10 protein-coding genes are annotated in these 12,257 nt (G+C 58.3%); 9 read left to right on the forward strand and 1 reads right to left on the reverse strand.

The genetic code is table 11. The annotated features are described in order from the left end of the window. Nucleotides 1-66: 66 nt before the first annotated feature. Nucleotides 67-2,556, reverse strand: a complete 2,490-nt coding sequence (locus AACQ43_RS07405; protein ID WP_168966731.1) for a penicillin-binding protein 1A — start codon at nucleotides 2,554-2,556, stop codon at nucleotides 67-69. 286 nt (nucleotides 2,557-2,842) lie between these two features. Here AACQ43_RS07405 and tapM point away from each other — a divergent pair, with 286 nt between their 5' ends. From tapM to AACQ43_RS07450, 9 genes are all read left to right on the forward strand, one after another. Beyond that, nucleotides 2,843-3,913 (forward strand): PilM family type IVa pilus assembly protein TapM, encoded by a 1,071-nt coding sequence (gene tapM, locus AACQ43_RS07410; RefSeq protein WP_146062963.1) that lies wholly within the window; start codon nucleotides 2,843-2,845, stop codon nucleotides 3,911-3,913. After that, a complete protein-coding gene (gene tapN, locus AACQ43_RS07415; protein WP_011706969.1) occupies nucleotides 3,901-4,479 on the forward strand; it encodes a PilN family type IV pilus biogenesis protein TapN in 579 nt (192 codons plus the stop codon). The genes tapM and tapN overlap by 13 nt, the downstream gene beginning before the upstream one ends. After that, nucleotides 4,476-5,075, forward strand: a complete 600-nt coding sequence (gene tapO / locus AACQ43_RS07420) for a PilO family type IV pilus biogenesis protein TapO (protein ID WP_011706968.1) — start codon at nucleotides 4,476-4,478, stop codon at nucleotides 5,073-5,075. The genes tapN and tapO overlap by 4 nt, the downstream gene beginning before the upstream one ends. Then, complete coding sequence (locus tag AACQ43_RS07425) at nucleotides 5,072-5,602, forward strand: pilus assembly protein PilP (protein WP_043121182.1); 531 nt, start codon at nucleotides 5,072-5,074, stop codon at nucleotides 5,600-5,602. Before tapO ends, AACQ43_RS07425 begins: the two co-directional genes overlap by 4 nt. A 14-nt stretch (nucleotides 5,603-5,616) precedes the next feature. After that, a complete protein-coding gene (locus tag AACQ43_RS07430) occupies nucleotides 5,617-7,818 on the forward strand; it encodes a type IV pilus secretin PilQ (RefSeq protein ID WP_076360350.1) in 2,202 nt (733 codons plus the stop codon). Nucleotides 7,819-8,009: 191 nt separating this feature from the next. Then, entirely contained in the window at nucleotides 8,010-8,528 is a 519-nt protein-coding gene (gene aroK, locus AACQ43_RS07435; RefSeq protein ID WP_005298388.1) for a shikimate kinase AroK, read from the forward strand. A 14-nt stretch (nucleotides 8,529-8,542) separates the two neighbouring features. Next, nucleotides 8,543-9,625, forward strand: coding sequence for a 3-dehydroquinate synthase (aroB, locus tag AACQ43_RS07440; RefSeq protein ID WP_168966735.1), 1,083 nt, complete (start codon nucleotides 8,543-8,545; stop codon nucleotides 9,623-9,625). Beyond that, entirely contained in the window at nucleotides 9,615-11,222 is a 1,608-nt protein-coding gene (locus AACQ43_RS07445) for an SPOR domain-containing protein (RefSeq protein WP_168966737.1), read from the forward strand. Before aroB ends, AACQ43_RS07445 begins: the two co-directional genes overlap by 11 nt. Before the next feature lie 70 nt (nucleotides 11,223-11,292). After that, nucleotides 11,293-12,165 carry a Dam family site-specific DNA-(adenine-N6)-methyltransferase gene (locus AACQ43_RS07450; RefSeq protein ID WP_168966739.1) on the forward strand — a complete coding sequence of 291 codons (873 nt, stop codon included), beginning with the start codon at nucleotides 11,293-11,295 and terminating at the stop codon, nucleotides 12,163-12,165. Nucleotides 12,166-12,257 lie beyond the last annotated feature (92 nt).

The following is a 12,257-nucleotide window of genomic DNA, read 5'->3' on the forward strand; positions in this document are numbered from 1 at the left end:
GCTACTACAAGGCCACAAAAAAGAAAACCGGCGCATTGCGCCGGTTTTTTTATCTTCTGCGGTGGTTTAGAAGATATCGTCGGTGGAGACGGGACCATCGGTGGACGAACCATCACCGCCGTACACCTGATTGCCATCCGAGCTCTGTGTCGCGTAGCGGGTCGGCTCGGTGCCTTCCTTGAAGAACTCTTCCGTGCTGCTGCCGTCGGTCCGGTTGGTCAGCAGGCCGGTCTCACGATCGATCCGCACCGTGATGATCCCTTCCGGTACCGGCATCTTGCGCTCAGGCACCTGCTTGAGCGCCGTCTTCATGAAGTCGATCCAGATGGGCTGTGCGGCACCACCGCCAAATTCGGCCCGGCCCAGACCACGTTGGTGGTTGTCAAAACCGATCCAGGAGGTGGCGACCAGATTCGGGGTATAGCCGGAGAACCAGGCATCACGGGATTCGTTGGTGGTCCCGGTCTTGCCGGAGATATCGTGGCGCTTGAGGTCGCGCGCCGCCCGCCAGCCGGTACCGCGCCAGCCATTGCCGCCCCAGATGGCGGTGGTCAGGGTGTCGGTCACCAGGAAGGTGCTCTGGGCACTGATGGTCTGCGGTGCCATGTTGCCGGGAACGACCGGATCGATGGGGCACTGGGCTTTCCAGTCCGGCGCCGTATTGGCATAGGCATCTGCACTGTCGAGACCGGCGGCGGCCAGCACGCCACAATCACGGCAGGCAGCGGCCGGGTTGGCCTGATAGAGAGGCGCGCCGAAGCTGTCGGTGACTTCGGTGATGAAGTAGGGGGTGACCTGGAAGCCGCCGTTGGCCATGACCGAGTAGCCGCGCACCACTTCCAGCGGGGTGAACTCGGCAGCACCCAGGGCCAGCGACTCGTTGGGCGAGATGGTATCGCGAGCAAAGCCGAAGCGGGTCAGGCCGTCGATGTAGGTATCCAGCCCGATGGCGCGCATCAGCCGGACCGACATCACGTTCTTCGACTTGGCGAGGCCGAGGCGCAGGGAAGTGGGGCCTTCATAGATGGCCGGGGAGTTTTTGGGCTGCCACATGGGGCCCTTGGAGGGATCCCACTGGTTGATCGGCGCATCGTTGATGAGAGAGGCCAGGGTGTAGCCCTGTTCCAGCGCGGTGGCATAGAGGAAAGGCTTGATGTTGGAGCCTATCTGGCGGCGTGCCTGATCAACCCGGTTGAACTTGGAGAGCTCGAAGCTGAAGCCGCCGACCAGCGCCTCGATGGCACCATCCTGCGGGTTCATGGCCACCAGAGCGGCGTTGACTTCGGGGATCTGGGAGAGCAGCAGCTCTTCACCCTTTTCCCGAACCCAGATCTGGGCGCCCACTTTCAGCATGTCGCGGGCCGAGCGGGGCGCAAAGCCCTGACGATCATCGGTGATGAAGGCGCGTGCCCACTTGATGCCGTTCCAGCCAAGCTCAGCCTGCTTGCCGTTCTTCAGCACTATGGTTGCACTCTTGTCAGCCAGCTTGGTGACCACAGCGGCCATCAGTGGCTCATAAGTCGGCTGCTTGGCCAGATGGGCCATGATCTTGTCATAATCCCAATCGGCTTCGCCCGCTTTCCACAGCTGGGCGGTCACACCCTTGTAGCCATGGCGGGTGTCATAGTCGAACACGCCGTCGAGCAAGGCCTGACGGGCGGCGCGCTGGCGCTTGGCGGTGACGGTGGTGTAGACGTGCAGACCCATGGTGTAGGCATCTTCACCAAACTGCTCCACCATCTTCTGGCGCACCATCTCCCCCAGGTAAGGGGCATTCAAGGTGATCTCGGCCCCGTGATAGCGGGCCTTGACCGGCATCTTGGATGCTTCATCAAACTGGGCCTGGGTGATCTTGCCGGTTTCCAGCATGCGGCCAAGTACCACGTTGCGGCGAGCAAAGGCACGTTCCGGCGAGCGGATCGGGTTCAACATAGACGGCGCCTTGGGCAAACCGGCGATGATGGCGATCTCGTCCAGCGTCAGGTCTTTGACTTCCTTGCCAAAGTAAACCTGGGCTGCGGCACCGACCCCGAATGCCCGGTAGCCGAGCGGGATCTTGTTGAGATAGAGCTGCAGGATCTCGTCCTTGGAGAGATTCTGCTCGATGCGCCAGGCCAGGAAGACTTCTTTTATCTTGCGCACCAGCGTCTTTTCATTGCTCAGGAAGAAGTTGCGGGCGACCTGCTGGGTGATGGTACTGGCGCCCTGGCGGGCCTGACCGGAGACGGCCCAGACGGTGGCTGCGCGAATGATGCCGATGGGGTCAATCCCCGGGTGCTCATAGAAACGGGCATCTTCGGTCGCCAGTACCGCATCGATCATGGACTGGGGGATTTCATCCAGATGCAGCGGGATGCGACGAATTTCGCCAAATTGGGAGATCAATTCCCCGTCCCGGCTGTACACCTTCATCGGGGTGGCCAGCTTGACGTCGCGCAGCGCGGTCACATCCGGCAACTGGGGCTTGATGTAGAAGTAGATACCGATGAGGCTGGCAACACCCAGCACAGCACCCAGCATCATGACAATAAACAGGCGTACGAGCCATTTCAGCATGGAAGAACTACCAATCGTCTTAAAATTAGCCAACGGGCGCAGAGTATAGCCCTTTTGCCTCCGGAAATTCGAGGTTTTCCTGACGGCAGCCCGGCTCCTCGAGAAGAGGCGGGAGGTTAGCATTCTGCGGCTCAATAACCAAGGGGAGGCGAGGGGCAGCCGGAAAGCGAGTTGTATCACTTTTCGGCATAAACTTTATGACATTGATAGATAGAGCATTTAGGATGCGTTAAGCCATCATCTTCTGATTAGCTGTCCTACAATCAATCCTAAAACCCAATAACGCATGGATGTGTATATGTTTGGGCTATTCAACAAAGGTTCTCTGCTTCCTCTGGCGGGTATTGATTTTGGGAGCCAGACCATCAAGGCCGTGACCATTACCGGTCGTCCCGGCAAGCTGCATCTCGAATCGGTGGCCGAAGTCGCCACTCCCAAAGGCACTCTTGTCGATTATCAGCTGCAGGATATCGAGCGGGTCAGCCAGTCTCTAAAGGCCCTCAAGCGCCTCATCTCCGGCAGCAGTCAATATGCTGCAACCGCCGTCACCGGCTCCAATGTGATTACCAAAGTCATTCTCGTTGATACCCGTCTTAGCGACAGCGAGCTGGAGAATCAGGTTCAGCTCGAAGCTGAGCAACTCATCCCTTTTCCCCTTGATGAAGTAAGCCTGGATTTCGAGATCTTGGGCAAGGTGACCGATCAGGATCGTCAGGAAGTATTGCTGAGTGCGGCCCGTACCGAAAGCGTGAACGGGCGGGTAACCGCACTGGCGGAGGCCGGCATGATCACCAAGGTGGTGGATGTGGGCGCTCATGCGCTGGGGCGTGCTGTGCTTGCCTGCCTGCCGGAGCTGCAGGAGTGGGAGAAGCCGGTCGGCGTGATCGATATCGGGGCGAGTACCATGACGTTTGTTGCATTGGTCAAGGGGCAAACCATTTACTCCAGAATTCAAAATTTTGGCGGTGATCAATATAGCCATGCTTTAGCTTCTTTCTATGGCATGACGCAAGAAGAAGCAGAGGTTGCTAAAACCAAGAATTCATTGCCTGCAGATTATGAACTCGATGTTTTAATGCCCCATATGAATACTTTGTTGCAGCATGTTCGACGCAATGTACAGCTGTTTTGTAGCTCTTCCGGGCACAGAGAGCTTTCCAGACTGGTGCTGACCGGCGGTGGCAGTCTGCTGCCCGGGCTGGTGGCTCAGGTCGGCAATGAATTGAATTGTGAGGTATTGCACCCTGATCCCTTTGCTCTGTTCGGCAAGCCGAAAGGGGAGGGGGCGGTCCACGGTGCCAAGTTCATGACGGCACTGGGTCTGGCATTGAGGAGCTTCACGCCATGTCAAATATAAACCTCCTGCCCTGGCGTGAGGCCAGAGCACAGCGGCAGAAGAAGCAATTCGGAGTCATGCTGGGCATCTTCATGGCCATCACGGCTTCACTCGGCTTTGCCGCCGACTGGCTGGTGGAGCAGCAGATAGGCCATCAGCAGCAGCGCAACCAGCGCTTGCAGCAGGAGATGACCATCCTCGATGCCCAGCTTGGCGAGATCCGCCTGCTCAAGGAGCGACGCAAGGAGTTGATCGATCGCATGCAATTGATCGAGCACCTGCAGATGCGCCGCAATCTGCCGGTTCGCCTGTTCAACCAGTTGCCTTCTCTGGTTCCCAACGGGGTGTACCTGAACACGCTTGCCTTGCAGAACAATCAAATAGATGTGAATGGCAAGACCGAGGCCTATGGCAGGGTAGCCAGCATGATGCGTCGCATAGATGGCTCCGGCTGGCTGGGGCAGTCGCAGATCAGCACGATTTTTGCGGCCGATGTGGCGCCCGTTTCGCTCAGCCAGTTCTCCATGATGTTCCAGGTCGCGGGTGCGGCAGGTGCCACGGTCGATGTGGCTAAGGGGCAGCAATGAATCTACAACAGCTCAATGAACTGGATCTCAACAACATTGCCAGCTGGCCCAAGCTGGCCAAGGGGATTTTCATCCTGTTCTTCTGTGCCTTGCTGGGGGGGGCCATCTATTACTACGTGATTGCCAACTCACTGACCCTGTTGACCCAAGAGACCAACAAGGAGGCAGAACTCAAGGCGCAGTTCGAGAGCAAGGCGATGCTGGCTGCCAACCTCGGTGCCTACAAGACACAGATGGTGCAGCTCGAACAGCTGGTGGATACCCAGCTCAAGCAGTTGCCCAATACTCACGAAGTGGCCGGATTGCTGGATGACATCAGTTTCATTGCTACCGACAATGGGCTCAAATTGAATCGCATCAATTGGGAGCCCGAGATCAAACACGAGTTCTCCACCGAGCTGCCCATGCGAATCGAAGTGGTGGGCACTTATCATGAGATAGGCAAGTTCACGGCCGACATGGCGGCCTTGCCGCGTATCGTCATCCTGGAATCGTTCACGCTGGGACAGGGCAAGGAGCAGGGTGACATGATTGCCATGTCGATGCTGGCCAAAACCTACAAATACAATGGCAAAACCGTGGGGCAGACCAAATGAAGCTACTCTGCGTGTTGTTGCCTGTCCTGTTGTTGACCGCCTGCGGTGGGCAGGATGACATGGACAACTATGTGGCGGCCACCAAGGCCAGAAAACCAGTACCCATCGAGCCTCTTCCAGAAATCAAACCCTTTTCCCCGATGGCTTACCACCTCAGCGATCAGCGCAGCCCCTTCATCGCCCCCCAGCCTGAAACCAGCAGTGCCAAGGTGGATGCCAAGGTGAAGCCGGATTGCGCCCAGATAGTGGCCAACAGAGAGAAAGAAGTACTTGAACGTTATTCACTGGCCAGCCTGAGCATGCAGGGCTCACTTGGCAAGCAGGGACAGTTGTGGGCCTTGATCAGGACACCTGATGGTCAATCCATCCGGGTGGGCCTCAATCAACATATGGGACTGGATCAGGGACGGGTGATCAGGATCACTGATACCTATGTGGATTTGATTGAGACTATACCGGATGGCAAAGGATGCTGGGTGACCCGAGAAACTCAGCTGGGCATGGCCAATCTTGAAGCAAAACGATAATCAGGGATGATGCGATGAAAACAACAATAGGTATGGTAGCCCGAGTTACCCTGCTGTTTTGCGCCGGAGCATGGAGCCAGGCCTGGGCCGTGGCAACCCTGCAGGAGGTCAAGGTCAATCCGCTGATGGCGGACCAGCTGTTGCTGGAGCTGAGCTTCAGCGAACCGGTCAGTGGATTTACCGATCGTCTCTCCTATGAACCCAACCAGCTGCTGCTGCATGTGCCTGGGGCAGTGGGTGCGCTCAACGTGAACCCGTTGCCCATCAAGCAGCAAGGGGTGGACAACCTCAAGGTCGAGGGCAAAGGGGCTGGTCTCGATATCAAGATCGCTCTCGATCAACTGACCCCCTATCAGGTGCATCAGCAAGGCAATAAGTTGTTGGTGGCGCTGGGAGAAAAAGCAGCCATGCCGCTGCCAGCCACCACTGCATCCTCCGGGCTGGTGGCCCCCCAGCCGACCTCGTCTGCACTTATCAATACCCAGCCGGCAGCCTCGTCCGCCCTGATCAACAGCCAGCAGCTTGCTCGCCAGAGCGCTCCAGTGGCAGCGTCCGTGGCCAGCAAGCCGGTCTTGCCATCACCACAGACGGCAGCCAGTGGTGCCTACTTCAATTCCGTGACGGGGGTCGACTTCCGGCGTGGCAAGGATGGGCAGGGGGAATTTCTGGTGACGCTGGATAACAGCTCCGCCGCCGTTGACGTCAGCAGCCGTGGCCAGACGGTACTTGCCAAGTTTCACGGCACCCGGGTACCGGACGATTTGCTGAACCTGATCAACGTGCAGGATTTTGCTACCCCTGTCTCTCAGGTTGAGGTGTTCCGCCAGGGTAACGACACCCTGTTCGAACTCTCGGTCAACGGCCAGTTTGATTACCGTTACGATCAGGCGGACAAGATGTTCATCGTCGAGGTGAAAAAGCGCACCGCGGCGACTGCCGGCAAGCAGTATCAGGGCAAACCCATCTCTCTCAATTTTCAGGATATCCCGGTGAGAACCGTGCTGCAGCTCATCGCGGATTTCAACAACCTCAATCTGGTGACCACGGATTCGGTGTCGGGCAACATCACCCTGCGGCTGGACGGGGTGCCCTGGGAGCAGGCACTCGACATCATCTTGAAGGTACGGGGGCTCGACAAGCGGCTGGACAACAACATCCTGCTGGTCGCACCGGCAGAAGAGATTGCCGCTCGCGAGAAACAGCAGCTGGAGAGTCGCAACCAGGTTGCCGATCTGGCACCGCTTTATACCGAGTATCTGCAGATCAACTATGCCAAGGCATCCGAAGTGGCGACGTTGCTTTCGTCCAAGAGCACCAAGCTCCTCTCTTCCAAGGGGGCGGTGAGCGTCGATGAGCGGACCAACGTGCTGGTGGTCAAGGACACTGCCGACGTCATCAGCAACATCAAGCGCATGCTGGATATCCTGGATATTCCGGTCAAGCAGGTGGTGATCGAGGCGCGGATGGTGACCATTGATGACGGCTTTGACGAGGCGCTCGGGGTGCGTTGGGGGGTAACCAAGAACGACGGCCACGGCAACAGCACCTCGGGCACCATCGAGGGCAATGACGGTTCCGGCAACAACAATGGCGGTTCGACCATCACCCGACCCGGGGTGGACGATCGGCTTAACGTCAATCTGCCGGTGACCAATGCGGCCGGCACCCTGGCCTTCCAGGTGGCGCGGCTGGCAGATGGTACCTTGCTGGATCTCGAGCTGTCGGCACTGGAGAAAGAGAGCAAGGCCGAGATCATCGCCAGTCCCCGGGTCACCACGGCCAACCAGAAACCGGCGCTGATAGAGCAGGGTACCGAGATCCCCTATGTGGAGTCCTCTTCCAGCGGGGCAACCTCGGTTACTTTCAAGAAGGCGGTACTGAGCCTCAAAGTGACGCCGCAGATCACCCCTGACAACAGGGTGATCCTGGATTTGACCGTGACCCAGGATACCAAGGGTGAAACCGTGCCGACTGGTACCGGTGATGCCGTCTCCATCAACGCCCAGTCCATCACTACCCAGGTGCTGGTCAACAATGGCGAGACCCTGGTGCTTGGCGGCATCTATCAACAGACCATCAAGAGCGACGTCAGCAAGGTGCCCTTGCTGGGTGACATCCCGGGTCTGGGCGTGTTGTTTCGCAAGACAACCAGCGAGAACAAAAAGCGTGAGCTGCTGATTTTCGTGACGCCGAAGATAGTCACCGACGCCTTCTGAAGACTTTACATGTGAAGGTAAAACACATATAACCTTACGCCCCAATGAGGCTGGGGCGTAAGGGCTGCGGTTGCCAGTCCTGATTTCTATTGAGATAATCCCCCTCCTGATCCATCGCAAGATAAGGTTCATAGGTACCCCGATCGAGAGTTTGTCGGGGTCGTACAGTTTGTAATTACTAACGAAAAGACATGGCTGAGAAACGCAATATTTTCCTGATAGGTCCCATGGGTGCGGGCAAGAGCACCATAGGTAGACATCTGGCAGAACAACTGCATATGGAGTTTTTCGACTCAGATCATGAGATTGAGCGCCGCAGTGGTGCCGATATCGGCTGGGTGTTCGATGTTGAAGGCGAAGAGGGTTTCCGGATCCGCGAAGAGAAGGTCATCGGTGACCTTTCCGAACAGCAGGGTATCGTGCTGGCGACGGGTGGCGGTGCCATCAAGAGTCGTGAAACACGCAACAAGCTCTCTGCTCGCGGTATCGTGGTGTACCTCGAAACCACCATTGAGAAGCAACTGGCACGTACGCAAAGAGACAAGCGTCGCCCCTTGCTGCAAACCGAAGAGCCGCCGCGCGAAGTACTCGAGCGTCTGGCACAAGAACGCAACGCCCTGTATGAAGAAGTGGCTGACTTTGTCATCCAGACTGATGACCAGAGCGCTAAAGTTGTTGCCAATCAAATCGTTAAGTTGATCGGCATGTAATATAGAGGACGTCCATGGAAAGGTTGAAGGTCGAACTGGGTGAACGCAGCTATCCCATCGAGATAGCCGCAGGTCTGTTGCAGCACGCAGAGGTGCTGACGCAAACCATCAAGGGCAAGCGGGTCATGATTGTGACCAACACAGTGGTTGCGCCCTTGTATCTTGAGCGGATTGTCCAGTTGCTGTCGGGTTATCAGGTTGAACACCTGATCCTGCCGGATGGCGAGGCCTACAAGACCCTGGCTACCTTTGAGCGGATCATGTCCGCTCTGCTGGAAACCAACCATGGTCGTGATACCACTCTGATTGCCCTGGGTGGCGGTGTGATAGGGGACGTTGTCGGCTTCGCTGCTGCAAGCTATCAACGTGGCATTCCGTTCATTCAAGTGCCTACCACACTGCTCTCCCAGGTTGATTCCTCCGTTGGTGGCAAGACTGCCGTCAACCACCCCCTCGGCAAGAACATGATCGGGGCCTTCTATCAGCCCAGACACGTCGTGATCGATACCGAGTGCCTCCAGACCCTGCCTGCCCGCGAATTTGCCGCCGGCATGGCCGAGGTGATCAAATACGGCATCATCTGGGATGTCGAATTCTTCTGCTGGCTCGAAGCCAACATGTCCCGTCTGCAGGCGCAGGAGCCGGCCGCGCTGGCCTATGCCATCCGCCGCTGCTGCGAGATCAAGGCCGATGTAGTTGGCCAGGACGAGACCGAACACGGTGTGCGTGCCCTGCTTAACCTGGGCCACACCTTTGGCCATGCCATTGAAGCCGAGAAGGGCTATGGCAACTGGCTGCACGGCGAAGCCGTGGCGGCAGGCACCATGCTGGCCACCAATACCGCCCTGGCCCGTGGTGACGTGACCGAGCAACAGGTAGAGCGTATTCGAGCCTTGCTGCTGGCGGCCAAGCTGCCGGTGACGGCGCCGTCAGAGATGGATTTTGCGGCCTTCATTCGCCACATGCGCCGTGACAAGAAGGTGCTGGAAGGCAAACTGCGTCTGGTGCTGCCGGTCGGGATAGGTCATGCCCAGGTAGTGGCCGATGTCTCCGATGCTGAACTGCTGGCGGTGATCGAGTCTGGTCGTGACGAATAAACTGCTGAAATTTCCCTCCCAGCGGCAGCTGGTTGACCGGCTGCTGCATCTGATTGAATTCAATCATCCTTTTATCTTTCTTTCCGGCAAACCAGGCAGTGGTCGCGGCACTCTGTGCGAATCCCTGCTGGGAGCGTTGCCGGAAAAAGTGCGGGTCGTCAGCCTGATCGGCAGCCCCGCCATGAAGATGGTGGACGTGCGCCAGCTGCTGCTGCCTCAGGTGGTGGCCCGGCCGTTGTTCAATCCGCAGGATGCGCTGGCAGACAGCTTTTTCCGTATGCTGGAAGGCAAACCCGCCACCCTGCTGCTGCTCATTGAGCGGGCCGACGAGCTGCCTGCCGAGCTGGTCGGCGAGCTGTGGAGCCTGTGTCGTCACAACGATACCCTGAAGATCCCCCATCAGTTGGCCATCGTGCTCTCCGGCAGTGACGTCTGGTGTCGCAATCAGAAGGCGCAGCTGAAAGGGCGCGCGATGCCGGCGCTGGAGCTGGAAGTCGCGCCGCTTGGCGCGCCCGAACAACGCATCTTCTTGTATGAGAAGGCCAAAGAGCTCAAGATCCCGACAGCCCTCTTGCCCAAGCCGAAAGTGGAAGAGATCCTGAAAGTGGCAAATGGACATCCGTCCACCATCATGCAGTTACTGGAGGATATCATGACCGACAGAAGGCCCAAGAAACGTCAGGCCGAGTTGCCCGTCAAGAAGATTGCGACCCTGCTGGCCCTGTTGGCCGGCGGTCTGCTGGCGCTGAGTTATCTGTTGCCGGCCCTGTTTGGCGGCGACAGCAAGAGTTCCGCCCCCGAGCCCACCCAAACCACAGCGTTGCCCATCCCCGTCTCGGGTGGCGATCCGCTGACCATCGGTGGCAGCAACACCAGCCAGAACGGCAGCCAGAGTGCGGTCAGTGATGGTGCCGCCAGCAATCCCGGCGGTGTGGTCCGCGACTGGCAGCCGGATGCCAAGGTATTGCCCAAGGCGGTGGAGAGCGACACCGTGACCACCGAATCGACCAACTACGAAGGGCGCCGGGTGGTGATCTCCGACGAGGTGGTCGAGAAGCTGATGAAGCAGCCCAACGTCAGCGGCGCCCTGCCCACCGCGGTGGTGGATGAGCTGACCGGGGCCGATTCGCAAGCAGCGGCCACTCAGGTTGCTCCTGCTGAGCAGGCTGTCACATCCAATGCCACCGCTCAGGCTGCCCAGCCGGCAAACACCGCCAAGGCCCAAGTCACGCCAGCGGCCAGCAAGCCGGTGGCCAATCCAGTCGTGGTTGAACCGGTGGCGGCACCTGCTCCCAAGGTGGCGCTGACCCCAGCTGCCACTCTGAACAAGAAGCCCAGAAACCACTACAGCATCCAGCTGATGGGGGCGAGCAACACCAAGGCGGTCGACAAGTTTGTTGCCGAAAATGGTCTGGCCGGCAAGATCTGGGTCTATCAGACCAAGTTCCGCGGCAGCCCCTGGTACGTGGTGCTGCAGGGTGACTACGCCAGCAGCAACCAGGCCAAGGCCGCCATTCGCAAGCTGTCACCCGCCTTGCTGAAGGGTCAACCCTGGCCCAAGTCGTTTGCGCAGGTACAAAAAGAGTTGAAGCAATAGCCATTTTGGCCGGGAAGGGGGTAGAATCGTCCCCCTTTTTTGGTCGATGCCTTCTTAACACCGGATTTCCATGAAAAAAACACGCGCTTTTTTAAAATGGGCCGGGGGAAAATACTCCCTGGTTGAAGAGATTGCCGAGCGTTTGCCGGCCGGGCGTGTGTTGCTGGAGCCCTTCGTCGGGGCCGGGTCCGTGTTTCTCAACACCGACTACGACGCCTATGTGCTCAACGACATCAATCCGGATCTGATCGGTCTTTACAATCATCTCAAGTTGACGCCGGATCGGTTCATCGCTGAGTCGCGCAAGCTGTTCGTGACCGAGCACAACCACAAGGCGGCCTACTACCGGCTGCGTACCCAGTTCAACCAGACCGACACCAGCTTCGAGCGCGCCCTGCTGTTCCTGTTTCTGAATCGACACGGTTTCAACGGCCTGTGCCGGTACAACAAGAAGGGGGGCTTCAACGTCCCGTTCGGTTCCTACAAGAAACCCTATTTCCCGGAAAAAGAGCTGTGGGCCTTCGCCGAGAAGGCGCAGAAGGCGACCTTCATATGTGAAAGCTATGCCGATGCCATCCAGCGCGCCGAAAAGGATTGGGTGATCTATTGCGATCCCCCCTATGCCCCGCTCTCCACTACCGCGAGCTTCACCACCTATTCGGCCGGCGGTTTCACTCTGGACGATCAGGCCGTGCTGGCCAGGCTGGCTCGCCATACCGCGGCTCGCAAAGGGGTGCCCGTACTCATCAGCAACCACGATATCGAGTTGACCCGCGAGCTCTATCGCGGTGCCCGCCTCGACGAGATCCTGGTCAAGCGCACCATCAGCCGCAACGGCGGCACCCGCAACAAGGTGGCCGAGTTGCTGGCGCTCTATCCGCCCGGCATCGAGCCGGAGCAGGGCTACTACCCGAGCGATGCCGAACTGGCGCCACTCGGCTGATACAGACGGCACCTCGGGGTGCCGTTTTTTATATCTGCTGCGGCCGATGATGGTGGGGCTGGGTAAACACGGTTTATTGATAGCATTGAAGC

Source organism: Aeromonas sp. DNRA1 (assembly GCF_963888745.1).
In the GTDB taxonomy this organism is placed as follows: Bacteria; Pseudomonadota; Gammaproteobacteria; order Enterobacterales; family Aeromonadaceae; genus Aeromonas; species Aeromonas hydrophila.